Raw genomic sequence first — 25208 nt, 5'->3', positions numbered from 1 at the left:
TGGTAAATGAAATCGGGGCCAGGCTATTCCTCTAAAACGCGCCGCCCAGCGAAAACTGGAAGCGCTCCACCTCGTCACCCCAAAAACGGTCGGTTTCGGGATCGGCGTTGAGCGGCGCGGCAAAGCTGAATCGCAAAAGACCGAGCGGCGCCAGCCATTCCGCACCTATCCCTACGGAACGCTTAAGTTTACTCGTCTCGAAGTCGTAACTCAACGGATCGCCCAGGCGGTCGAAAAACTGCAGGTCCGAGGTGGAGAACACATTGCCCACATCGATGAAAGCCGCCAGACGCGCGTTTTGCCTGAACCGCTCCGGCAAAGGCAGAATCAACTCCGCCTGCCCGGTAATCAGCAGATTTCCGCCGTAGGCGTTGCCGAACCGGTCCTTGGGCCCCAGACGGTACTCCTTGAAGCCGCGCACCGATTCCGGCCCGCCACCATAAAAATGCTTGTAGGGCGGCACCGCGGTGGTGTCGCCGAACGCTTCCGCAATGCCCACGTCGGCGTTGAGACGGAAACTGAACCAGCGCAGGCCCGGAAACGGGAGATAGTGGGTGTACTGGTAGCGGGCGCTGGCATATTCGACATCACTGCCGGGAATGGTGGCGGACAGCGACAGCCGGTGACGCATACCCCGATCGGGGAACAGAACCCGATTGCGGCTGTCGTACAGCCATCCCAGCAGCAGTTCCAGGCTGTTGAACTTGGAGCCGTAATAGAGCTGCGGTTCGCCGTCGCCGATGCCCGGCACCGTTCGCTGATACGGTCGGCCGTTGGTTTGCACCCATTGGCGCGACTGCTCATTGCTGAACTGGGTGGTAATGAGATCGGCCCGCTGCAGGGTGGCGCCGAATATCAGGCTCTGCAACTCCGTGATCGGATAGCTGATCTCGGCGGATGCGGACGCGGTGGTGGTATCCAGGTCGGAACCGGCGCTGAAGAACTGGCTGTAGTTCTGGTAGGTGAGCGAACCGGTGAGACTGATTCCGTCCATGGTTACGTACGGATCGGTATAGGACAGGTTGTAGAGGCGCGAGTAGCTGGTACCAGTAAGGCCCACCGCGAGCCGGTTGCCGCGCCCCAAGAGGTTGGTATGCACAGCGCTGCCGCTGAGTTGCAGCCCATAGTAGCCCGTGTAACCCACCGAGCCCTGGAACTCCCCCGGCTGACGCTCGCTCAAGCTGAACACGACGTCCACCTGATCCTGCGAGCCGGGCACCCGCAGCGTCTCGAAGTCCACGTCTTCCAGGTACGGCAGGCGCTGCAGGCGGATCTTGGAGCGCTCCAGCAGATCGTTGGATAAGTAGGCGCCCTCGAACTGCCGCAACTCGCGGCGCAGCACCTCGTCTTCAATGGACGCGGCGCCGTCGAAGGAGATGCGGCGCACATAGACGCGGCGCTCGGCGCTGATCAGCAGCGTAACCGCCACCTCTTGGCTGTCTTCGTCGATTTCCGGTATCGGCGTGATCTCGGCGAAGCCGTAGCCCTCCTGGCCCAGGCGCAGGCGCATCAGCTCACTGCTCTGCGTGATCAACTGCTGCGAATAGCGCATGCCCGGCTTGAGCAGAACGAACTGGTTCAGTTCGGCCTCATCCACCACGAAATCGCCCGCCAGCTTGACCTCGGACACGACGAAGTTGCTGCCCTCGCGGATATTGATGGTGATGAAGACGTCCTTCAGGTCCGGCGACAGCGCGACCTGAGTGGACTCCAGATCGAAATCGGCATAGCCGCGGTCGAGGTAATAGGAACGCAGCTTCTCCAGATCGCCCTGCAGCGCTTCGCGCGAATAGCGGTCGTCCTGGCGGATGAACGAGAGCCAGTTTGGCGTCTTGAGCTCGAAGTCCTTCTGCAACTCCTTGTCGGTAAACAGCTCGTTGCCCACGATATTGATCTGACGGATCCGCGAACGATCGCCTTCGGCGATGTCGATCACCACATCCACCTTGTTGTCCGGGAGTTCCGTGATGTCCACATCGACCTCGGCGCCATACTTGCCGCGGCCGAAATACAGGTCGGTGAGCGACAGCTCCACCTCTTCGAGAACCGAAGGCTTCACGAGGCTGCCCACCGAGATGCCATTGCCGGACAGAGTGCTGTTGAGGTCCTCGGTCTTGACGTCCTTGTTGCCTTCGATGAGCAGGGATTCGATGGTCGGTTGCTCGCGCACCGCCACCAGCAGCGCGTCGCCGTCGCGCCGCAACTCGATGTCGGCGAAAAAGCCCGATTCGTAGAGGCCGCGCAGTAGCTGCCGGATATCCGCGGCATCCAGCCTGTCGCCGATATTCACCGGCAGATAGTTCAGAACGGCCCCTTCGGAAATCCGCTGCAGGCCCTCAATGCGTATATCGCGCACCTCGAAGCCGGATTCCTGCGCCGCGAACCGCTGCAGGGGCAAGACCAGCAGCGTCAGCGCGGCGGCCAGGGCAAGTTTGCGCTTCATTTCCTCAAGCTCCAGTGCGGAAGAATCCGCTAATGTCGTTGAACAGCGCCACGAACATGATGACCAGAACCAGGGCCACGCCTACCCGCTGCACTGCGCGCTGCGTACGTTCGGCGATGGGCCGGCCGCGCAGCCGTTCAATCGTCTGGCTCACGATCTGGCCGCCATCGAGGATGGGAATGGGCAACAGGTTGAGGATTCCCAGGCTCACACTCACCAGGGCCAGAAACGTCGCGAAGGCGACCGCGCTCACCTGCACGGCCTCGCCGGCATAGCGGGCAATGCCCACCGGACCGTTAAGCGAGCGCAAGGAAACATCGCCGGAAACCATGTTGCCGAGCACGCGCAGGGTAAGGCCGGTAATGCGCCATGTTTCCGAAACGCCGCGTGTGAACGCCTCCAGCGGTCCGTACCGTAGCGTCACCGTAAGCGGGCTGCGCGCTTCTGGCGATTGCGCCACGCCTACGAAGCCGATTATCGACGGGCCGGATGCGCTGTCTGCGGGCTCGACAGGGCGGGCGCCGATTTCCACGTAGAAGCGGCGCTCGTAGCCGTCGCGCAGAACGGTAACCGGCACGGTTTCGCCAGGCCGCGCGCGAACGTAGTCCACCCATTGCCGCCAACTGGCTATGCGTTCGTCTCCGGCCTTCAGTACCCGATCGCCCGCGGCGAATCCAGCCTGAGCCGCAGGGCCGGCGGGGTCGATCTCACCCAGCAGCGGCAGCGCCCGCATCGGCCGCAGGCCCGCTTGCGTGAACCAGTCGCCGTTCTCAAGAATCGCCTTCTTGTTGGCTATAAGGTCCAGTTCGAGGTTGCGGCTGGCGCCGTTCTCGTCTTCCGCCGTGAGTTCGACGACCGGATCACCCAGGATCTCATCCACGATGGCCATAATGGTCGCCTGCCAAGTGGGCGTCGGGCGTCCTTCAACGGCCACGATGCGATCCCCCGCGCGCAGGCCGGCCCGATCCGCCAGGCTGTCCGGATCGACCGCGCCCACGAACGGCGCAATCGACTGTGTGCCCGCCATGAAGATGACCCAATAGGCCACGATGGCGAACAGGAAATTCATGCCGGGGCCCGCCGCCAGCACGAAAATGCGCTGCCAGTAGGGCTTGCGCGTGAAGCTACGGGGCAGGTCATGCGCGGCCACCTCCCCTTCGCGTTCATCCAGCAGCCGAACAAATCCGCCAATCGGCAAGGCGCGCACCTGGTACTCGGTGGCGTCCGGCCCCGCTTTCCTCCGCCACAAGGCCGGTCCGAAGCCGATGGAGTATTCGAGCACCTTTATTCCGCACAGACGCGCAGCGATGTAGTGCCCCCACTCATGCACGGCGACCAGCAGGCTGATCGCCAACACGAACGCACCAATCGCAATCAAGGTATCCAACAGCATCGCAAGTCGGGCCGGGTAAAACTGACCTTGGTCGAATTCTAGCGGATCACGGCAAGGGCCGCGCACCCTTGTCGGTTGATATCAATTGACGGGGTATCAGCGATGGATTCTGACCGGCTGTTCAGGCCGTTCTCCTGCTGCGGTGGCCGAGTGCGCGCCGTGAGAGGCAATTGGGTTACAATAAGGAATCGGTGGGCTTGGGTTTGGCCTGCCGGGTTAACTATCCAACCTACATTGGGAGGCTTGATATGAGTCAGTTGGAAACAAAAGTTACCTCCGGAAGCGACGCCTGCAAGTGTGCGAATTGCACCTGTAATCCGTGTCAGTGCTCCGTGACATCCGCTAGTGCAGCCGACGCTTGCAAATGCGCCAATTGCACCTGCGATCCGTGCCGCTGCGCCTGACGCCAAGCCGCATGATTTCTAGCCGGTAGCAATACCGGCTGTTTCGAGCTTCGGCGCTCCTTGGGCGCTGCGCGTAGCGCAGGCGCCCAAGGATGCGCTAATTCCTGTTAGCCCCCGATCTGGGCTAACGGTATTTTTTGTGTACGCGAAATGCGTAATCCCTCCACACCTCGCTTCCTCAGGTAAAGGTCGTATTTGGACCCACCCCACGCGCCCGATGGTGCTACACCAGGTGGGACATGACGACAAGCGAGTCCACGGTGTTAATTGCCTGCCGTACCAGCGCTTTGACCTGCAGGCGGCTCGATTCGGCGACAAGCCCAAGGAGATCGTCCGTGCGGGGCCCGCCAGTGAATAGCAGCAGATCGCTTAGTCAAACTAGCCGCTGGGGTCCTTGTTGTACTTGGGATTACGTCCCTTATGGCCTCGCCGGTATGTCTCAAGCTTTGCTGCTTCTCGCTTCTTTGCTGCTTGGCGAGTCATCCGGCGCGAGGTAGGAACCAAGCGGTCAAATTCAAGCCCGGCTGCTCGATGTTGGCGCTCCCGCCGGTCCGGGTCATTCGTACTTCCACGGTATACAACTTTTGGACCCTTCTTCAGGTCGTAGGTTACGGTGTTGCGTGACTCCGACATGATTTCACTCCCTGCAATGGGTTGACACAATTTGAATGTGTTGACAACTTATAAGATATATAAAACAATTGTCAACTAGTATGAAGGAGGAAAAATAATATGATAGGACAGAGAGTTAGCATAGCGAGATCTGCGGCAGGACTTTCGCTTAGGGATTTGGCAGTCAAGATTGACAACTTGGTCACGGCTCAGGCCATCAGCAAGTACGAGCACAATGAATCGATGCCGAGCTCAAATGTGCTGATTGCACTCGCCGGAGCCTTGAACGTATCCCCTGAATACCTGCTCAGCGATCGCCACATCCAACTTGAAGGCATCGGTTTTCGTAAGAAAAAACCTGTCGGCAAGCGCGAGGAAACCCGAGTGCAAGCGCGGGTCCTGGACATGTTGGAGCGGTATCTCACGGTGGAGGAAGTCCTTCACATGCCCAGCGTGGACTGGGACAAGCCTCGCGAAGCCTCTTGGCCCGTGCGCGCGGATCCAGCGGAAGCCGAACATGCGGCGACTGCGTTGCGACGGCATTGGGAATTAGGCACCGATCCGATCCCGAACTTAACGGATCTATTGGAGGAGCGCGGCATCAAGATCCTCTCGATGACGCTCGGAAACATTGATGGATTGACGGCCAAAGTACGACGCGAAAATGAAGCGACTCTCGCGGTAATCGTTGTCAACAGCAAAGACTGGGGCGAGCGCCAGCGCTTCACCATGGCCCATGAACTCGGCCACATGGTGCTTGATGTCCACCCAAAAATTAACGAAGAAAAAGCGGCGCACCGTTTCGCAGGAGCGTTTCTCATGCCGGCAGAGACGCTTTGGGTGGAGATCGGCAGGAAGCGCAAGTCCATAAGCTGGAGCGAACTCTTCGATCTGAAACGGATATTTGGCGTAAGCGTTCAGGCGCTTACCTACCGTTGCAAGGATATTGGAATTTTCGGTAAGACTCTCTTCAAAGCGCTATTCGATGAATTCGAGCAACAAGGCTGGCGCTCGCCGCCCTTCGAAGAGCCTGGAGCCATGAAGGGCGAGGAACCCCGGCGATTCGAGCGCCTGTGTTTCCGGGCGCTCGCCGAGAGCACGATTTCCGAGGCGAAGGCAGCCGAACTCTTGGGCGTGTCCGTTCGCGAGCTAAATCGACTTATGGACGAACCACTGGGTAGGGGAGCGGCGGCAAGGGCTGCATGAGTGCTACTCGGGTGCTGGTTTCCGACACGTCCGTTCTGATCGATCTTGAGCGGGGGTCGCTCCTTGAATGCGCTTTGAGCTTGCCATTCACGTTCGCCGTGCCGGACCTGCTTTACAAGCGAGAACTTGAGGCCCACGGCGGTGACTACCTCGTGCGCCTCGGACTTGCAATCGAGGGGCTGGACAGCAAGGGAGTCGAATTGGCAAGGGAGTATCGCCGCAGGCGTCGGTCGTTGTCGCTCCCGGATAGTTTTGCCTTGGCACTCGCAAAAACAAATTCCTGGACGCTACTTTCGGGGGACAAAGAACTACGCTCAATGGCGGCACAGGAAGAGGTGGATTGCCATGGCGTACTCTGGTTGACGGACAGAATGTTCGAGCACAACCCAGCGAGAGCGTTAGATTTATGCAAAGGGTTGGCAGCAATCCGAGATCATCCCCGATGTAGGCTGCCAAGAGCAGAAATCACGAAGCGTTTCACAGCCTACTCCAACAACTGATCGGCAAAGCCCACGTCCACCCCGATGCACTCCGCCACCTACCACGACCATAACCAAACATTCCGCCTCTGAATGCGGAATGTATGCATAACGGTCCTCAAGAGCCTTGCTTGCTTAGAAGGTGTGGCGGTAGCTGGCGTGGATGATGCGGCCGTCGAGGCTGTACAGGTCGTAGGCTTGGGGGAGCGGGGAGGAAAACGAGCCCAGTTCCGGGTCCTCATCCGTGAGATTGCTGACTCCAATACTGACGCGACCGCCCCAGGGGGTGGCCCAGTGGTAGAAGAGATCGACTTCCGTGTGCGCGGATAAGGCGAACTCCGCTTCGGGAACCCCGAATCCGCTAACATGGTGGATGTAGCCGGAAACCGCGTGATTGCCGTAATTCCAGACGACGGCAGCGGAACTTCGATGCGAGGGCCGGGCGCCGGCGATTGCGGCCGCCGCGGATAGGGTACCCAGACCTGAACTCCACGCCGCGCCGGCGCGCGAGCGGGTTTCAAGGCTGAGGATGGTTCCGGCTTGCACGCTGAACCGGAATGTGCCGCGGCGCGCCGTGCGCAGGCGGTATGCTACTTCAAGATCAACGCCGGTATAGCTGGCTCGATAGGTATTGTCCCAGGGCGCTGCGGCCTCCAGGAGAGCCCCGGAAAGCGGGTCGCGCTTCAACAGGCTGCCGTTCCCGCAGAGGATGATCTCCGCAGGCACACCGGTATAGCGGGTGTTCTCCAGTCTTCCCGTGTTGGCGCATTGGCCGTCGAACTCCCAGCCGATCAGGCTCTGCAAAGGCTGCAGGGATATGCCGTTGTCAAGCCGTACGCTCCAGTAATCGAGTCGGGCCGTCAGCGCTCCCAAGTCCAGTACGGCGCCCAGGTTGTAGCTTTCCGACAACTCGGGCAGCAATGTCGGGTTGCCTCCCGTGTACGTGGGAACCTCCGCCTCGATGCAATCCGAGGGCGCGATGCCATCCCGGCGGCAGCCAACGAGGTCAAACCCTGTCTCGAGCCGCAACACCTCGCCGCCGTATAGATTGTTCAGGTTGCCGGCTCGGAAACCCTCGCCCCAGGAAGCCCTCAACAGCAACCAGCGCATCGGCTGGTAACGCGCCGCCAGGTAGGAACTCAGCTCGCTTCCGGCGGCATCGTCGTAGTGGTCCCAGCGCAGCGCCGCCGTAACTTCAAGGTTGTTACGCAGCGGGATCAGCGTCTCGCCGAACAGGGCCTTGATGCGCCGTTCGCCCTGGCCGTTTACCCCGAAGCGACCGAGCAGGTCTCCGCCGGAAGTCTGAGAGTCGTGGATGTCACGGTAGTTCTCATCGAAGTAATCGAATCCCGCCGCCCAGCTCAAGCGGCCGGCGGGGAGGCTGAACATGTCGAAGCTGACATTGCCGCTGTATGAGCGCAAGTCGGCCCTTGAATCACGCGTGGAGTTCGCGGACATGGCCGTCAGCGCCGCCCGGTTGCCGGTATGCAAGGGATCGAAGGGGTTGTAGCGTCCATCCGCAACCGATTGCGTGGCGGTAAAGGCTTTCGGGAAACAGCAACTGTTTTCGCTGCCGACGTAGCGCGTGTTACGGGCTTCCAGCTCATAGGTGAATATGCCCGCGGTTCCATAAGCCAGCAGCGCGTGGTCCTGGAGCGTCAGCAAAGCCTTGAAATCGCGGTTGCCCAGTCCCACAAAGCGGTGCCTTAGCGTGTAGGGAAGCAGTTCCGGGTAGGGAAGGTCGAAGCCGAAGCTCTGCTGCAAACCTTGCGCTGCGGCACTGGTCAACTCGATGTCGCCAGGTGCGGGTGCGAATCGGCCATGCGCATTGTTGGTGCTGAATAGCGACTGCAGGCGAAGCTTGTGGTCCGGCGTTAACTCATAGTCTGCGTGCAGGAAAGCGCTGGCGCGCTTGAGTTCGCTCGTTTCCCAGGCTGAGAGCGCATAGTGAAAGCCGCAATACTCTTCGCCTCCGGTAGCGATGTAGGGACCGGCCAGCAACCGCTCTCCCGACGCCGCGTCCACGGCTTGCGCACAATTCGGCGCGGCGCGGTAGTGAGGCCAAATGGTGTTCCCCCAGGCACTGACATTGTCGGCGTTCTCCCACGCATACCACGTCGCGGGGAATGGCGCGTCGGGGTAATCCGCAGGCCCGGCCGCATAGCCTGTGGTGCCACGGGTGTAGCTGCGGTCCGCGGAGGCGATGTGCTCCTTGTTGCGGAAATCCGCGGCGAACAGAAAGCGACCCCGGTCCGTGGCGCCGCCCAGCGTCAGCACACCGGATTCGGCGTCGGCGCCAGGGCGTGTAGGCCGAGAGGCCGAGGCGCCGAACTCGACGCCTTCGTAGTCCTTGCGCAGGATGATGTTCACGACGCCGCCGATGGCGTCGGACCCATAGATGGCGGAGGCGCTGTCGGCAAGAATCTCGACGCGTTCCACCGCCGCCAGTGGAATGATGTTCAGGTCCACGACCTGGTTGGCGGTTACCGGCGAACGCGGCATGCGGCGACCGTCCAGCAGCACTAGCGTGCGGCCTGCCCCGATGCCGTGCAGATCAACCGTGGCCTGGCCGATGAAGTAATTTCCCGAGAGCTCGCGCGTTGAACCAAAGCTGTTGACCGGGTTGCTCCTGAGCACATCAGCCAAGGATGCGCGGCCGCTCAGCTCGATATCCTCGCGCGTAATCGTCACTACCGGACGCGCCTGCTGCATGTCGATGCGCCGAATGCGGGACCCGGTTACGACGTGGCGGCCGAGTTCCACGGCGCGTTCGTCGGTACCGGCGGTGGCCGGCCCGGAATCTCCGCTTCCTGCATCGCCTTCCTCGAAATAGAACGGGATGCTGAAAGAAACGTTGGCAGGAACCAGCCCGCTTTCAGCCACCAAATTGCACTGATACGGAAAGACATGCTGCCGCTGTATCTCCTTGGCGCGTTTCTTGGCCAGGACATACCGCTCTTGGCCCAGTATTCGGACGGCCCGCTCGTCGAATTCCGCCATCATCGCATCCATGTCGGCTTCGCGAATATCCATAAGGAAGGAAATCAGCTGCACTTCGGATTTCTGGGCATGCTCCAGCGCGGCGCGCAACCATGCATAAGCCTCCACCAGGTTCTTGGGAGTCCCTTCCCCCATGTAATACAACCACCCCAACAACGTCTGGGCTGAAGCAACCCCCTTTTCGGCCGCGGCGCGACTCCAGGCGACAGCCGCTTTCGTGTCCCGCTGGCCTCCGACAATGCCCGAGACGACAAGTGCGAGCCAAGCCTGCGCCCAGGGATGATCTTGTTCCGCCGCCTGGCGAAACCAGCGCGCGGCTGCCCGCTCGTCCTTCTCCAACATCCTGATTGCCAAGTGAAATTGCGCGTGGGGATGGCCGCGCTCGGCCAGGATACGTAGGCGACTGCCCGCGAATGTGTTTCCGATAGAGTATGCGCCAGCCATGCGATGCACGGCCTCGAGATTTCCGTGCTCGACCGCCAGGAAGAACCATTCGGCAGCCTCGGAGTCGTCTTTCGCGACGCCTAGGCCGCTCGCGTACATGGCGCCTAGGGCGAACTGCGCCGTCGCGCTGCCCGCGTTTGCCAAGCTACGAAGCAATTCCACAGCCGGCGCGTATCCGAGCACCGCCAGTTCGCGAAATCCGGCAATCGCCAAGGCCTCGTGGCTCGCGCCCAGCAAGCGGTACCAGCGCACAGACTCGGCGAAATCCTGCGCGACACCCCGCCCATTCGCATACATTCGAGCCAACTCTTGGTGGGCTGCCGACACCCCCCGCTCCGCGTCCGCACTGACGCGCGCTGCTGCAGGCGCAAACCCCAACCCCGCCAACTGCCCAAGCGCTGCATAAGCCTCGGACCGGGCGTCAAACGCTTGCGCGGCATCGCTCTCCGGGACCGAAGCAAGAGCTTCGAGGTAAGAAGCGTATGCCTTCGAGTAATCCACGGGCATGCCCGCGCCCATCGCAGATTGCTGTCCCAGCCGCACTTGCGCTTTGGCCAACCCTTGCGAGGCAGCCTTGCGGTACCAGTCCGCAGCAATGTTCTCGTCTGCAACCAGGCCCAATTCCCCCCGCTGACGCGCCGAGCCCATACGCAATTGCGCTTCGGCATAGCCCTGCTCCGCCGCCTTGCGATACCACTGGAGCGCGTTCGCGAGATAGCGCTCCCGGTCGGTTGCCTGTCCGTAGAGACCATTCTCGTATGCCTCGCCCAGCGCATGCTGCGCATCCGCGTGCCCTTGCTCCGCCGCCTTGCGATACCAGCGCGCGGCAATCGCCTTGCCGCCGGACTTGGGGCGGACGGCACAAATCTCGCCGAGCGCATACTGAGCTTCGCTTGCCCCTTGTTCGCCCGCCGCGAGGCACCAGTCGAAAGCTGCGGCCTTGTTCTTCGGTACGCCCGTTCCCAGCCGGTAGGCGCTGCACAGTGCGACTTGCGCAGCGCGATCGCCTGCGTTGGCAGCATGCTCGACCAAAGCAACGTCCTGCGGGTCGTGGGCGAAGGACTTTGTCAGGGACTTGATGGCCTCAGCAAGCCGCGGGTTAGCCGGTTCGATTTCGTCTTGCGCAAGCAAGGCTGTTGGCAAACAAGACAAGCCCAATACCAGCCATGCAAGCATAATCAGGCACGCGCGGGTCCTGGCTGCAGCGCTATAGCAAACAGCCGCAGAATGCGCTGTTCCCCGCGGCCCCGGAGCAGGCCGCGCGAAGCCGGCGGAGGGGGCGCGCATTGCGCGGGCGCCGCCGCAAGTTACCACGGCAGCCAGCCCAGCGGCTCGAACACCAGCAACACCAATAGCGGCGCGGCGGCCAGGCCGCTGTCGAGGCGGTCCAGCATTCCGCCGTGCCCCGGCAGCAATCTGCCGCTGTCCTTGAGTCCCGCGCGGCGCTTGAACAGGCTCACGGTCAGATCACCCAGCATCGACACGCCGCCCACCGCCAATCCCGCAAGCGTCCAGTAGAGCGCGGAGTTCTCGGCCAGGAAGGATGCGCCGAAGCCGGCCAGGGCAGCCAGCGCCAAGCCCCCTGCCGCGCCCTCCACCGTCTTGCCGCTGCTCAGCTTGGGCGCCAGCGGACGCTTGCCCCATAGCTTACCTACGGCGAACGCACCGGTATCCGCGGCTCCTACAACGAGCAGGAGCAGCAACAGCAAATCGGTGCGGCCAACAGAGGCGAGGGCCAGCACGGCCAGCCAGGCGGGCACCAGGGCCAGCACGCCACAGGCGGTGGCCATGGCGCTGCCTAGCGAAGCAAGCGCGCCGCGCAGAAACACAAGTGCAAGGCACCACCAGACCAAGGCCAGGAGCATCGTGGCGTAAAGCAGCGAGGCGGGTGGCGGCAGGGCCACCAGCAGGGCCAGCGCGGCAGCGAACAGAACGATCGCAAGCGACCTCCCCAAGGACCCGGACACGCCCGCCATTCGCAGCCACTCGCGCCAGCAAAGCAGCAACACCAGGCCGATCATGGCCAGCCGCAGCGTAAGCGGCGCCATAGCTGCGGCCACCACGACCGCGAGCAGCACGGCGGACGTCAAGAGCCGCAGCGGCAAGCGCAGCATCGCACGCGGCGGACGCCGCACTTCATTCATGCTGCGCCGAAGCGGCGTTGCCGCTCCGCATAGTCGGCCAGCGCGGCGTCCAGCTCTTCGGCGCCGAAATCAGGCCAAAGCACGGGGGTGAAATACAGCTCCGCGTATGCCAGGTGCCAAAGTATGAAATTGCTGATTCGGCGCTCGCCTCCGCTGCGAATCATCAGATCTGGCGGCGGTAAACCGGCAAGCCCCATGTGGCGGGCGAACATTTCCACGGAAATCTCCTGCGGGTCGAGTTCGCCCCGCGCCGCGCGCCGCGCCAGCCGCTGCGCGACCTGCGCGATTTCCTGCTGTCCGCCATAGGAAAGCGCCACAACCAGACTCATGCGGCTATTGCCGCGCGTGCCCTCCTCGGCCTTGTCCAGCGCGTTGTGGATGTGGCGCGGGAAAAGACTGCGGTCGCCGATGCAGCGCAGGCGGATTCCGTTTTCGTTGAGCATGTCCATGTGCCGCCGCAGACCGTCGGCAAGAAGCGTCATCAGCGCGCTGACCTCGGTGCGGGGCCGCCGCCAGTTCTCGCTGCTCAGACCGAACAGCGTAAGGGCCGGTATCTCGCGGCGGGCACAAGCCTCGACGATCGCGCGCGCGGCCTCGACGCCGGCCTGATGCCCGTCCGGCCGCGGCAGCCCGCGCCGCAGGGCCCAGCGGCCGTTACCGTCCATGATGATCGCCAGATGCTGCAGAAGCCCAACCCAACCTATATCGACATGATTTCCTTTTCTTTCTCCTCAAGCATCGCGTCCATGCGCTCAATGCGCTCGTCGGTGAACTTCTGAACCTCGTCGGCAGCGCGCCGCTCCTCGTCCTCGGTGGCCATTTTCTCCTTGACCAACTGCTTGATATCGGTCAGCGCGTCGCGTCGGATATTGCGCACCGCCACGCGCCCCATCTCCGCTTCATGGCGCGCGACCCGCACCAGTTCGCGACGCCGCTCTTCGGTCAACTCAGGGATCGGCACACGAATCACCGTGCCCGCCGTGACCGGGTTGAACCCCAGCCCCGACTCGCGAATGGCCTTCTCGATCGGCTGCACCATGCTGGCTTCCCAAGGCGACACGGCCAGGGTGCGGGCGTCTTCGACGGTGATGCTGGCTACCTGGCGCAACGGCGTATCGTTGCCGTAATAGGGCGCCGTCAAGTGGTCGATCAATCCAGCGTGGGCGCGACCGGTGCGCAGGCGGGCCAGGCTCGCGCGCAGCGCCGCAACGCTCTTGTCCATGCGCTCACTTGCGTCGCCCTTGAGTTCCTCAATCAACTGCGCCCCCCTTGCTCCAATGGGCCGCTCTGCGCAGGCTACGCTTCGCTGGTTACCAGCGTACCGACATTCTCGCCGCCCACGATGCGCAACAGAGCGCCCGCCGATGCCACATCATAAACGCGAATCGGCAGGTCGTTGTCGCGGCACATTACCGCAGCCGTGGAATCCATGACGCCGAGCCGGCCCCCGATGAGTTCGTCGTGCGAAATGCGCGTGTAGCGCACGGCGTTGGGCTCCAGGTTGGGATCGGCGGAATAGACGCCGTCCACCTTGGTGCCCTTGATGAGAAGTTCCGCGCCGATCTCGACGGCCCGCAGGCTGGCGGCCGTGTCGGTGGAAAGATAGGGATTGCCCGTGCCGGCTGCGAATATGCAGATGCGGCCCTTTTCCAGGTGACGCAGCGCGCGGCGCCGGATGTAGTCCTCGCAAACCGACCGCACCGCCATGGACGACATCACCCGTACGCCGGCGCCCAGCCGCTCCAGAGCGTCCTGCAGGGCAAGGGCGTTGATGACCGTGGCCAGCATGCCCATGTGATCGGCGGTAACGCGATCCATTCCCGAACGGGCCAGGCCTTCGCCGCGAAAGATGTTGCCGCCGCCCACCACCACCGCCGCTTCCACACCCAGCGCAGCGACTTCCTTGATTTCCGCGGCGATCCGCTGAAGCATGGACATGTCGATTCCGTAGGGCTGCCGACCCATCAGCGCCTCGCCGCTGAGCTTCAGCAGAATACGGCGCAGCGAAGGAGCCGGATCAACCGGTGCTCCTGAAGCTGGACTCACCGGTGCTCCCGAAGTTGCGCTTCCACCTCTTCGGCAAAATCGGCGGCGCGGCGTTCCACGCCCTCTCCCACTTCAAAGCGCACAAAGCCATGCACGCTTGCCTTATGGGAAGCAAGCAGCTTGCCCACCGTGAGCTTGCTATCGCGCACGAAAATCTGCCCGGTCAGACAGATGCCGCTGAGAAACTTGCGCAGACGGCCTTCCACCATCCGCTCGAGAATCTCCGGAGGCTTGCCCGAATCCGCCACCTGCTCGGTGAGAAAGGCGCGTTCGCGCTCCACCACCTCGGCCGGCACGTCGTCGGGAGATACGTGCTGCGGCCTCATGGCGGCAACATGCATGGCAATGTCCTTGCCCAGTTCGGCGCCACCGCCTTGCATATCCACGATAACGCCGATGCGGCCGTGATGAACGTAGGTCACCGCTTCGCCACGCGGGCTGAGGCGCTGGAAGCGGCGCACGCTGATGTTCTCACCGATGCGAGCCACCGCGTCCTGGCGCGTCTGTTCCAGAGACTGGCCGCCGATTTGCAAGGCCAGCAAGGCGTCAAGGTCGGCGGGATCTTGTTCCAGGACCGTTTGCGCGATGGAGGACGCGTAGTCCCGGAAATCCTCGCGGCGCGCCACAAAATCGGTCTCGCAGTTGACTTCCGCAATGGCCACGGCTTGGGGACCCTCCACCAGCGCTATCACGCCCTCGGCTGCAGCCCGCCCGGCCTTCTTTTCGGCCGCGGCAGCGCCTTTCATGCGCAGCAGCTTGCGTGCCGCCTCAGCGTCGCCACCGGTCTCGGCAAGCGCACGCTTGCAGTCCATCATTCCGGCGCCGGTCTCCTCGCGCAGAGCCTTGACTTGGGCGGCGGTTATCGCCATGGCCTAGTCCTTGCCGGAAGCCGCTGGGGCAGCTTGATCGGATGCAGGCGCCTCGGATTCGGACTCGGAAGCGTCCTCCTCGGAGGCAGGAGCGGCTTCAGATGCTGCAACAGCCTCGGGCTCAGAAGCACCCTCGGGCTCAGGGGAAGCCTCGGGCGCGGAAGCGGCCTTCTCAGCCGCAGGCGCCGCTTCGGTCTCAGCAACCGCTTCGGTATCAGGAGCGGCTTCGGGTGCAGGAGCAGCCGCAAGCGCAGAAGCCGGTGCAGACGCAGAAGCGGCTTCAGCCGGCTTGGCGTCGCGGTCCTCGCGCTCTCTGGCCACCGCCGCGGTGCGCCGCGGCATTCGCCTCGATACGCCGCGCAGCCGTGCCGGGGCGCTGGCGCGCGACCGGCGGCGGCCGGTTTGCGCGATCGGTTTTCCGTGCTCGTCCAGCTCCACGAATTCGTCGTCGCCCAGGGAAATTTCGGGCATTTCCTCGCGCCCCTTCATGATCGCGTCGGCGATGCCGCGCGTATACAGTTCCGCAGCTCGAATGGCGTCGTCGTTGCCGGGGATCATGTAATCCACGTCCTGTGGCGAACAATTGGTGTCCACGACCGCAGCAACCGGAATGCCAAGTTTCCTGGCCTCATTCAGCGCAATGCGCTCATGTTCCAGGTCGATGATGAATACCGCGTCCGGCAGCGAATCCATGTTGCGGATTCCGCCCAGCGAACGCAGCAGCTTTTCCTTTTCGCGCTTGAGCCCCAGTATTTCCTTCTTGGTGAAGCGTTCGCGCATGGAGCCCTCTTCCAGCGCCTCCAGCTCTTCCAGCCGGGCGGTGGATTTCTTGATCGTCTTCAGATTGGTGAGTGTGCCGCCCAGCCAGCGGTGGCTCACGTACGGCATGCCGCAGCGCGTGGCTTCCTTGCGTATCGCATGCTGTGCGGCGCGCTTGGTTCCCACGAACAGTACTGTGCCACGCTGTGCGGCCACCGACCGTACGAAGTCGCAGGTCTTCTTGTAGAGCGGCACCGTCTGCTCAAGATCGATGATGTGTAGCTGGTTGCGCTCGCCATAGATGAACGGCGCCATTTTCGGGTTCCAATGCCTTGCTCGGTGCCCGAAATGCACGCCCGCATCCAACATGTCGCGCACGGTAACTTCCGCCAATCGTCTGCTCCTGTAAGTGTCCAGAGCGCCCCAGCCAAGCACCGGGCAACCGCCAGCGCGAAATACCCGTGATTGCCCCTGTCTGGAGCGAGCCCGCAATTTTATAGCATCGGGGCTTGACGCTGCACCCGCCCCACGCGGCGGAGGCGGGGGCGTTTCCGCGGAATGCGCGCTACCATTGGCGCCCGAGCTCGACCCTAGCCATGCAAGTCACCATCAAGACCGCCGAAGAACAGGAGCGCATGCGCGTTGCCGGGCGGCTTGCGGCCGAAGTGCTGGACATGATCGAAGCCCATGTGCGCCCGGGCATCAGCACCGACGAACTGGACGGCATCTGCCACCGCTACATTACCGAACAGCAGCAGGCGATACCGGCGCCGCTCAACTACCGCGGATTTCCGCGCTCGATCTGCACTTCTCTGAACCAGGTCGTTTGCCATGGCATCCCGGGCAAGCGACTGCTCAGAGACGGCGATATGCTCAATATCGATATCACGGTCATCAAGGATGGATTTCACGGCGATACCAGCCGCATATTCCACGTGGGCCGGCCACGCATCAAGGCGCAGCGCCTGGCCCGCATCACTTTCGAGGCGATGTGGGCCGGAATACGCCAGATCGGCCCCGGTGCGCGGCTCGGCGATATCGGCCACGCGATCCAGACGGTTGCCGAAGCGCAAGGGTTGAGCGTCGTGCGCGAATACTGCGGGCATGGCATAGGCCGCGTGTTTCATGAGCCGCCCAATGTCCTGCACTATGGGCAGCCCGCCACCGGCATGACCCTGCAGGAAGGGATGACGATCACGGTGGAGCCGATGCTGAACGAGGGAAGGCCCGAAACCCGACTGCTGCCGGACGGCTGGACGGTTGTCACGCGCGACCGAAAACTGTCGGCCCAATGGGAGCACACCGTGCTGGTAACGGCCGATGGGTACGAGGTCCTGACCCTGGGAGCGGGACCCGTTGCACCCTGAACCGGCGGTCGATGCGCGCAGCGCAGGTGGCGTCAGCGGGACGCGCGATGCCCGCCTGAAAGCTTGGCGCGCTCGCATCGAAGAGCACGACAAGAAGATACGGGTGTGGTTCGAAGAGGGAACGAAAAGCGCGCAAGAGCTGCTGAACCAGCGCGCCGGGATACTTGATTCCCTGCTCTGCGAAGCTTGGCGGCTGCATGCGGGGCCAGCCCTGCGCGGAGCGTCGCTGCTGGCGGTTGGGGGCTACGGACGCGCCGAGATGTACCCGGCCTCCGACGTGGATGTGCTGGTGCTTCTCCCGCAAGGCTATGCGCGGGGCGCCCGGGCCGAGGTAGGCGAATTCCTGGCCTTTCTGTGGGATACGGGGCTGAAGATCGGCCACGGCGCCCGCACCGTGGCCGAATCGCGCGACCGTGCCCGCGCCGATGTGACGATCATGACTGCGCTCATGGAAGCCCGCCTGCTGAGCGGGAGCCCCCGCCTGTTCGCGCAATTGAGCAAGGCCATCAACGCGCGCGGCTTCTGGACCGCCGCTCAGTTCTACCGCGCCAAGCGTGACGAACAAGCCGCAAGACGACGCGAGCATGGCGACAGCGCGTCAAACCTCGAGCCGGACGTCAAGAACGGACCCGGCGGGCTCAGAAACCTCCACACCGTCAACTGGATTACTTTGCGGCATTTTGGTGAGGCCTCGCTCGGCACGCTGTTGGACCGCCAGCTTATGTCGGCGGAACAACTGCAAGCGCTGCGCGCGGCTCGGGACTTCCTGTCGCGGGTGCGATTTGCCCTGCATCTGAATACGGGGAGGATGGAAGACCGTCTGCTGTTCGACTGCCAGAAACAACTGGCCGCGGCTTTCGGCTACCACGACCGCACCGGCAACCGGGCGGTGGAGCAATTCATGCAGCGCTACTACCGCACTACGCGCAGCGTGTCGCTGGCCAGCGAAATCGCGCTCCAGCGTCTGGGAGAGCGGATCAGCCCGGCGCGCAGCGGGGTCCGGCGGGTCAACGCGCGCTTCGTGTTGCGCGATGGTTACCTTGACGCCAGGCGCCCGGAGCTGTTCCAGGCCTCGCCCCGCGCGGTGCTGGAGCCGTTTCTGCTGCGCCAGCGGCAGCCGGAAATTCGCGGATTCAGCGCGGCAATGGTCGAGGCCCTGATCGAGAGCGTACCAAAGATTGATGACCGGTTTCGCGCCAATCCGAAAATCCGCCGGATGTTCATGGAAATACTGACGGCGCCACCCGACGTGCCGAGCCAGCTCGAGGCCATGAACCGCTACGGCGTCCTCGGCGCCTACATCCCGGAATTCGGCCGGATAACGGGTCGAATGCAATTCGACCTCTTTCACAGCTACACCGTCGATGCTCATAGCTTGCGGGTGGTTCGCAACCTGCGCCGGTTCGGTCTCGCGGATCCTGCTGGCAAGGACTCCGCGCTTGCGGAAATCATGCAACGCATTGAGAACCCGGGGCTGCTCTACGTGGCAGGCCTCTATCACGACATCGCCAAGGGCCGTGGAGGCGACCACTCGGCGCTGGGCGCCGCCGACGCTGAAACATTTGCGCTGAATCATGGGCTGAGCGACCGCGACGCGGCGTTGGTGGCCTGGCTGGTGCGCCACCATCTCACGCTGTCGATGACGGCCCAGAAGAAGGACGTCTACGATCCCGCGGTAGTCGCGGAATTCGCTCGTCTGGTGGGCGACCAGGCGCACCTGGACCACCTGTATCTGCTCACGGTGGCGGATGTGCGCGGCACCAATCCCAACCTCTGGACCGCCTGGAAGGCGCGGGCTTTCGAGGACCTCTACCTCCAGACCAAGCGCGCCTTGCGCATGAATATCGAGCAGCCTAGCGGAGCCGGCGAACTACTGGCGGAACGCAAGCGCGCCGCACTGCGCGAATTGAGTACCCAGGGTCTTGCGAAAGACGCCACACGGACGCTCTGGAGCCGCTTCGAGGAGGATTATTTCTGGCTGTTTCGAAGCGACGAAATCGTCTGGCATACGCAAGCCCTGCATGCTGCCGATGCAACCACTGGCGGCTTCCTGGTGGCCACACGCGCCGACTTCCCCGAAGGCAATACCGCTATCCTCGTGCATGGCCCCGCAACCGTGCATCGCTTCTTCATTACCTGTGCGGCACTCGACGCAAAAGGGCTGAACATTCTCGACGCGCGCATTCTTCCCTCGGGCAAGGAGCAGAGCCTTGCGCAATACCTGGTCGTGCAGCGCGACGGCGACGCGCTGCGCGACGCCCGCCAGTTGGACACGCTTCGCACCGGCTTGCGCGCTGCGCTGGCCCGCGGCAAACCACCGCGGCGACCGGCGCGTAGTCGCCTTCCGCGCAAGCTGCGGGCTTTCGAAGTGGGTGTGCAGGTGAGTTTCCGGGATGACGACCGCGGACGCCACACGGTAATGGAACTCGTTACGGCTGATCGACCCGGTTTGCTCGGACTGGTGGGCGGCGTTCTGACGCGGGAGGGCATCGGTGTCCGAACTGCCCGAATCGCCACGATCGGCGAGCGCGCCGAAGACGTGTTTCATTTGACTGACGGGCGGCGGCGGAAACCGCTCTCCGAGGCGCAGCGGGAAGCGCTACAGACAGCCCTGGAGTCGGAACTCGCCGACGCCGGCTAGCACGCAAAGGTCCAGACCAGGCTAGTGGCTGCGCTGGGGGTCGGGCTGCACCGCGTCTTCGCGCAAAGCCAGCCGCACGAAGGGCACGGTCAGTTGCTTGCTGCGGGCCGCGGCCAAGGCCGCCAGGCGGTCCACCAGAACGAAGACATCGCTGGGATTGCGCCTTACCCGGCGCAACAGGAAGCGCGCGGTAGCTTCGGGCAAGGTGATTCCGCGGCTGCGCACCCGCAGCCTGATGGCTTCCAGACGTTCCTCGTCGGTGAGCGGCGCGAGCTTCCAGATCTGCCCTGAGGCGAGGCGGGTGCGCATGTCATCGCGCCGATAGCCTGCGCCTGCCGGCGTGCTGGCCGCCGCCAGCACCAGCCGCGCACCGCGCCTTTCCAGCGCTCGGCAGAGGCCGCCCATCGCATCCTCCACATCCGGCGCGCCGGCCAGACGGTGGGCGTCGTCGATGCACAGCAGTTCGATCTTGCGCAAGGCGTCCAGCGCGTCGGGCTTGAATCCGGCGTGCGCCGGCATGTAGGCGGCAGACAGCCCGGCGTCTGTCGCCGCCCTCACGGTCGCCAGGAGAAGATGCGTCTTGCCGGTGGCGGGAGCGCCCCACAACCAAAGCGGCGGCCCTGCTTCCTGTTCCACAAAGCCTTTTAGCGCCGACACGACCTCCGCATTGCTGCCGTTGTAGAAATTTTCGAACACACAGGGATCTTCGCGGGCAAGATCGAGCGGCATTTGCCGGGCCGAGGCAGTCGCCGCCTTGGCCTGATCGCGCTCGCGCTTGCGCTGCGCGGCCAGCCGGGTTCCCGCCAACACGTAATCCGAACCGCTTAACACGGCGAAAAGCAACACCAGCGCACCGCCCACCGCAATCGCCTCTGGCGGCATCATTCCCGGAAAAGCCTGCGCCGCGATCACTGCCACCCCCACGCTGATCTGCAACACCGTGTTGGTGCGGCTGACCCGCGACGGACGCGGGTGCAACTCGCCACGCAAGGCCCTAAAGGTTTGCCAACCGCCCACGATAACGAGATCGCGCGCAATCACGGCGCCAGCCAACCATGCGGGAATCAGCGCAAGCACGGCCAGAGTGGTATAGACGGCGGCAAGCAGGATCTTGTCGGCCAGCGGGTCGAGAACCGAACCCAGGAAGCTGTCCAGCCGCCAGCGCTTGGCGAGAAAACCGTCAAGCCAGTCGGAAAATCCGGCCAGAGCCACAAGCAACAGCGCCCGTCCGAAGCGTCCGCCCACCAGATCCGCCACGATAACCGCGGCCAGCACCAGACGAAAGATGCACACCAGGTTCGGAATGTGTCGTTTCATGCCCATTACTCCGCTCGGCGCAATTCGAACGGAACGCCGAGAGAAGCCAGGGCCTCGCGAAGTAGCGCCTCGGCGGTGCGGGAAGTGATGCGAAAACTGAGCGAGTCGTGCGCTGCGCTATCCACGCGCCACTCGCGGACAGCGGCCATGGCGCCCAGTTGATCGCGCAGCCTGGCGTATGTCCCGAGATCGGGCACCGGAGAAACCACCAGCAGGTAGGCGCGCGTGGGGCCCTGGGTAGCCATGTAGCGGGCGGCCAGCATGTCGGTAACCGAATGCACCGCTTCGGCGGCGGTGCTCTCCCAGGCGGGTCCCCATTGGCCGTTCTCGCGCAGGCTCCACTCGATGTCTTCCGGAGCGCTGGGAATCGAGGCCCTTCCCAGCATCAGCAACTGGGCGTCGGTTTCGGGGATGCAAGCGAAGGAGCCCGCCCACACTTGCTCGGCGCATTGCCTGGCGGCGCCCGAGTCCGGCGCCGGAGCGTAGTTAAGTTCAATGCCGCGCAATGCCGATACCGTGTCCAGAGTGCGGCTGATCGCGCCGCTAAAGACAATGCGCGCGTCCAAAGTTCTCGCAGCGCCTGTGCTCGATTCGGATGGCTGGAATAGCCATCTCCCGCCATCGTTGATGACCAGCCAAAGCACTACCTTGGGTCGCTCTTCTTCCCAGATGCCCACATCGGCTGCCTCCAGGACGCGCCGCACCAGCGCGGCATCGAATTCCGCTTCCAGCCGAGTGCCGTCAATGACCTGATAATGCCGCACGATGCTTGGCGCGGGCGGGAAACGCTCAAGAAGATCGGTGGCGTCGCGTCGCCCGGTCACGCGGATCAGCAAGCGGCCCAGGGCATCCTGCAAGGCGCTTTCCTCGCCCGCTCGCCCCGGCTCCTGCAGCGGCGCCACGGAACGGAACGGCGTGTCGGCCCCGGCGGCTGCACACGCCAAGACCAGCGTCAAGGCGAAGGCTTGAGGCAGGATGCGCGCGAGCATTGAAAAAGGCATTATAGGGTGCCGAAACGTGAAGTTGAATGGATACGGATTCCGTAAATTTGCGCAAGTCCGTCAGTTATCGGGCAGCCGGCGTCGACACCGAACGGGGCGCAGAGATGGTGCGCCGCATTGCGCCGCTTGCGCGCGGGACGCACCGTCCGGGCGTACTCGGAGAAATCGGCGGCTTCGGGGGCTTGTTCGAAGCGCCCGGAGCCGGCTACCGTGATCCGGTGCTGGTGGCGGGCTGCGACGGCGTCGGCACCAAACTGAAGCTTTGCATGGATGCCGACCGCATGGAGGCGCCGGGCATCGATGTGGTCGCCATGTGCGTGAACGACGTCTTGGCGCTGGGTGCGGAGCCCCTGTTCTTTCTCGATTACTGCGCCGCCAACCGTCTGGAGCCCGACCGCCTGGAACCGCTGCTGCGCGGCGTAGCCGCAGGCTGCAAGCAGGCGGGCGCCGCGCTCCTGGGGGGCGAAACCGCCGAATTGCCCAATACCTACGTGGACGATGGCGTGGAGCTGGTGGGCTTTTGCGTGGGTGTGTGCGAAAAGCAGGGGCTCATGGACGCCAAGGCGGTGAGCGAAGGGGACGTGCTGCTGGGACTCGCGTCCTCCGGCTTGCACTCCAACGGCTTCTCGCTGGTGCATGAGATCATTCGCGGAAAAGGCGGGCTTGAGGCTCTGGAAAGCGAGTTGATCGATGTGCTGTGCGAACCCACGCGCATCTACGTGCGCGCGGTGCTCCCGCTGGCGCAGGCGGGTCAGTTGAAGGCCATCGCCCACATCACCGGCGGCGGTCTGCCGGAAAACGTGGCCCGGATTCTGCCCAAGGGCCTGGGCGCGCAGATCGATTGCGGCGCCTGGGACTGGCCGGCAGTGTTCGGCTGGCTGAGCCGCGAGGGGCCGGTTGAGCGCTCGGAAATGCTCAACACATTCAATTGCGGAATAGGCATGGTGCTCACTGTTTCGGGGCAGGACGTTGGCTCCGTGCGCAAGAGCCTGGAGGCGGCTGGCGAGCGGGTCTGGGCCATCGGCCGGGTTGCGGCCGGCGCCGGCGTGAGGTTCGCCTGAATGCAGCAAGGATCTGCACAATGAGCTTGCGCGCCGCCGTGCTGCTATCGGGAGCCGGCAGCAATTTTCAAGCGATCCTCAACTGCGTTGCTTCAGGCCGACTGGACATCGAGATCGTCGCCGCCTTCAGCGACCGGACGGACGCTGCAGGCCTTGCCCGGGCGCGCCAGGCGGGCTTGCCGGCGATCGGTATTGCGCCGGGAGAGTTTCCGAGCCGGCGCGCCTGGTGGGATGCGTTCGCGCGGCGGCTGCGCAGTCTGGCCCCGGACGTGCTGGCGCTGGCAGGTTTCATGCGCATCCTGCCGGCCCACCTGTGCGACGAATACCGGGGCCGCGCGCTCAACATCCATCCTTCGTTGCTGCCCCGTTATCCGGGCCTGCACACCTACCGGCGAGTGCTCGAAGCCAAGGATTCATGGCATGGCACCACAATGCATTTCGTGACCCGCGAACTCGATTCGGGGCCGCTTATCGCCCAGGTCCGCTTGCGCGTACGTGAGGAAGACGACGAAGCTTCGCTCAAGACCAGGGTGCAAGCCTGCGAGCATGTCCTGTATCCTCGCATTCTGCAATGGATGGCCGAGGGCCGTCTCGGGATGAACGAATCTCGCGCGCTGCTCGACGGCCGTGAATTGCCGAAGCCGATCATTTTTGAAGAACAGGAGTTGTTGTGCACCGGTTAATCGCAGTTATTGCCGTGTTCCTGGCGACGCCGACAGTCGCGGCTCAGGAAGAACAGAACAGCCCGGCAGCGCCGGCCATTGAGAGCATCGGTGTGCTCTACGACGTGGATGCGCCGTTCGGACAGCGCGGATTGAGCCTGAGCGTAGTGCGCCGCGAGGGCGCGGGCTACACCTACGAGACCTACTCGCGCGGGCGCGGTCTGGCGCGGCTGGTCATCGCTTCGGACGCGCTGGAAAGCACCCGTTTCGAGATCGACGAACAGGGTCTGGTGCAGCCGCAGGAATACCTGTGCCGGTCCTGTGATGGCAGCAAGGACGGCCTTGTGAACATCACTTACGACTGGACCGGCCTGAGCGCCCAGTTCACGGAAGGCGGCGAGCAAACGCAATTTGGCCTTGAGCCCAAGGCCATGGACCGCAAGGCCTGGGAAATCCAGACCATGATGTACTTGGCGCAAAAACAGCCGCTTGATACGCAGCCGACGCTGGAAGGCGGAAAGCTAAAGTTGTACGACGGAGAATTGCTGGGTGAAGAAACGCTGAGCACGGGCGCCGGCGAGCTGCAAACCATCAAGTACCGCCGCCAACGCGAAGGTTCGGATAACTTTCAGTACATCTGGTATGCGCAGGAGCTGGGCTGGCTGCCGGCGCGCTGGGAAATCTGGCGCAAGGACAAGCGCATTATCATCATTGAGGCCTACGAATACAGTTGGGGCGAGCAGGCAGCCCTGGCCATGCGACAGGACTGGCTCGACCGGTGAGCATAGGTTCGGATGCCTGGATTCGCCGTATGGCGGCGGACCACGGGATGATCGAACCCTTCGCCGAGCGGCAGGTGCGCAAGCGGGGTGGCCGTCTGGTGATCTCGTACGGCGTATCCAGTTACGGCTACGACGTGCGTTGCGCAAACGAGTTCAAGGTATTCACCAACATTCACTCGGCGGTGGTGGATCCGAAGAACTTCAAGAGCGACAGCTTCGTGTCGCTGACCGGCAGTCACTGCGTGATTCCACCCAACTCCTTCGCCCTGGCTCGGACCGTGGAGTATTTCCGCATTCCGCGCGATGTCCTGACCATCTGCCTGGGCAAATCCACCTACGCCCGCTGCGGCATCATCGTGAACGTCACTCCTCTGGAGCCGGAATGGGAGGGCTACGTGACCCTGGAGTTTTCCAATACCACGCCGCTGCCGGCGAAAATCTACGCCAACGAAGGGGTGGCGCAGATGATCTTCTTCCAGGCCGGCGAAGTATGCGAGACCTCGTACAGAGACCGCGGCGGAAAATACCAGGGGCAAACCGGCGTGACCCTGCCCAAGACCTGAATCTTGATTGCCGTC

19 protein-coding genes are annotated in these 25208 nt (G+C 63.3%); 8 read left to right on the top strand and 11 right to left on the bottom strand.

The annotated features are described in order from the left end of the window. Positions 1-31: 31 nt before the first annotated feature. Both bamA and rseP read right to left on the bottom strand, forming a co-directional pair. Positions 32-2443: an outer membrane protein assembly factor BamA gene (gene bamA / locus ACWCOO_RS03515; protein WP_446831576.1), complete on the bottom strand. Its 2412-nt coding sequence runs from the start codon at positions 2441-2443 to the stop codon at positions 32-34. Positions 2444-2447: 4 nt separating this feature from the next. Then, entirely contained in the window at positions 2448-3836 is a 1389-nt protein-coding gene (rseP, locus tag ACWCOO_RS03510; RefSeq protein WP_446831575.1) for an RIP metalloprotease RseP, read from the bottom strand. A 1193-nt stretch (positions 3837-5029) separates the two neighbouring features. On the opposite strand from rseP, the gene ACWCOO_RS03505 reads away from it, so the two are divergent. Both ACWCOO_RS03505 and ACWCOO_RS03500 read left to right on the top strand, forming a co-directional pair. Continuing rightward, positions 5030-6058 carry a helix-turn-helix domain-containing protein gene (locus ACWCOO_RS03505; RefSeq protein WP_446831574.1) on the top strand — a complete coding sequence of 343 codons (1029 nt, stop codon included), beginning with the start codon at positions 5030-5032 and terminating at the stop codon, positions 6056-6058. Next, the gene (locus ACWCOO_RS03500; RefSeq protein WP_446831573.1) at positions 6055-6558 is read left to right on the top strand and encodes a PIN domain-containing protein; all 504 of its coding nucleotides are present in this window, start codon (positions 6055-6057) and stop codon (positions 6556-6558) included. The genes ACWCOO_RS03505 and ACWCOO_RS03500 overlap by 4 nt, the downstream gene beginning before the upstream one ends. 114 nt (positions 6559-6672) lie before the next feature. Here the strand turns inward: ACWCOO_RS03500 and ACWCOO_RS03495 are convergent, their stop codons facing one another. The 7 genes from ACWCOO_RS03495 to rpsB form a co-directional block, all read right to left on the bottom strand. Then, positions 6673-11157, bottom strand: coding sequence for a TonB-dependent receptor domain-containing protein (locus ACWCOO_RS03495; protein WP_446831572.1), 4485 nt, complete (start codon positions 11155-11157; stop codon positions 6673-6675). A 131-nt stretch (positions 11158-11288) separates the two neighbouring features. Beyond that, entirely contained in the window at positions 11289-12125 is an 837-nt protein-coding gene (locus ACWCOO_RS03490; RefSeq protein WP_446831571.1) for a phosphatidate cytidylyltransferase, read from the bottom strand. After that, positions 12122-12802, bottom strand: a complete 681-nt coding sequence (gene uppS / locus ACWCOO_RS03485; protein WP_446831991.1) for a polyprenyl diphosphate synthase — start codon at positions 12800-12802, stop codon at positions 12122-12124. The genes ACWCOO_RS03490 and uppS overlap by 4 nt, the downstream gene beginning before the upstream one ends. A gap of 23 nt (positions 12803-12825) precedes the next feature. Beyond that, complete coding sequence (frr, locus tag ACWCOO_RS03480; protein ID WP_446831570.1) at positions 12826-13383, bottom strand: ribosome recycling factor; 558 nt, start codon at positions 13381-13383, stop codon at positions 12826-12828. A gap of 38 nt (positions 13384-13421) precedes the next feature. After that, a complete protein-coding gene (pyrH, locus tag ACWCOO_RS03475) occupies positions 13422-14090 on the bottom strand; it encodes a UMP kinase (protein WP_446831990.1) in 669 nt (222 codons plus the stop codon). Positions 14091-14167: 77 nt separating this feature from the next. Next, a complete protein-coding gene (gene tsf / locus ACWCOO_RS03470) occupies positions 14168-15040 on the bottom strand; it encodes a translation elongation factor Ts (RefSeq protein ID WP_446831569.1) in 873 nt (290 codons plus the stop codon). Between the two features lie 3 nt (positions 15041-15043). Beyond that, on the bottom strand, positions 15044-16192 hold the full coding sequence (gene rpsB / locus ACWCOO_RS03465) for a 30S ribosomal protein S2 (protein WP_446831568.1): 1149 nt from the start codon (positions 16190-16192) through the stop codon (positions 15044-15046). Positions 16193-16395: 203 nt separating this feature from the next. On the opposite strand from rpsB, the gene map reads away from it, so the two are divergent. Beyond that, positions 16396-17166, top strand: coding sequence for a type I methionyl aminopeptidase (map, locus tag ACWCOO_RS03460; RefSeq protein WP_446831567.1), 771 nt, complete (start codon positions 16396-16398; stop codon positions 17164-17166). Then, on the top strand, positions 17156-19807 hold the full coding sequence (gene glnD, locus ACWCOO_RS03455) for a [protein-PII] uridylyltransferase (protein WP_446831566.1): 2652 nt from the start codon (positions 17156-17158) through the stop codon (positions 19805-19807). Before map ends, glnD begins: the two co-directional genes overlap by 11 nt. 21 nt (positions 19808-19828) lie before the next feature. On the opposite strand, the gene ACWCOO_RS03450 is transcribed toward glnD, so the two are convergent. Together ACWCOO_RS03450 and ACWCOO_RS03445 are read right to left on the bottom strand one after the other, a co-directional pair. Further along, on the bottom strand, positions 19829-21124 hold the full coding sequence (locus ACWCOO_RS03450) for a CDP-alcohol phosphatidyltransferase family protein (protein ID WP_446831565.1): 1296 nt from the start codon (positions 21122-21124) through the stop codon (positions 19829-19831). Between the two features lie 5 nt (positions 21125-21129). Then, entirely contained in the window at positions 21130-22113 is a 984-nt protein-coding gene (locus tag ACWCOO_RS03445) for a DUF2066 domain-containing protein (RefSeq protein ID WP_446831564.1), read from the bottom strand. A gap of 38 nt (positions 22114-22151) precedes the next feature. Here ACWCOO_RS03445 and purM point away from each other — a divergent pair, with 38 nt between their 5' ends. Genes purM through dcd form a run of 4 tightly spaced genes read left to right on the top strand, consistent with a single transcriptional unit; the run spans position 22152 to position 25193 of the window. Beyond that, a complete protein-coding gene (gene purM, locus ACWCOO_RS03440) occupies positions 22152-23186 on the top strand; it encodes a phosphoribosylformylglycinamidine cyclo-ligase (RefSeq protein WP_446831563.1) in 1035 nt (344 codons plus the stop codon). A gap of 20 nt (positions 23187-23206) precedes the next feature. After that, entirely contained in the window at positions 23207-23869 is a 663-nt protein-coding gene (gene purN, locus ACWCOO_RS03435; RefSeq protein WP_446831562.1) for a phosphoribosylglycinamide formyltransferase, read from the top strand. Further along, entirely contained in the window at positions 23857-24630 is a 774-nt protein-coding gene (locus ACWCOO_RS03430) for a DUF3108 domain-containing protein (protein WP_446831561.1), read from the top strand. The genes purN and ACWCOO_RS03430 overlap by 13 nt, the downstream gene beginning before the upstream one ends. Continuing rightward, a complete protein-coding gene (dcd, locus tag ACWCOO_RS03425; protein WP_446831560.1) occupies positions 24627-25193 on the top strand; it encodes a dCTP deaminase in 567 nt (188 codons plus the stop codon). The genes ACWCOO_RS03430 and dcd overlap by 4 nt, the downstream gene beginning before the upstream one ends. The last annotated feature ends 15 nt before the right edge of the window (positions 25194-25208 follow it).

This window comes from Candidatus Foliamicus sp. (assembly GCF_965221325.1).
Taxonomy (GTDB): Bacteria; Pseudomonadota; Gammaproteobacteria; order Steroidobacterales; family Foliamicaceae; genus Foliamicus.
This window is presented reverse-complemented; position numbering and strand designations above follow the sequence as displayed.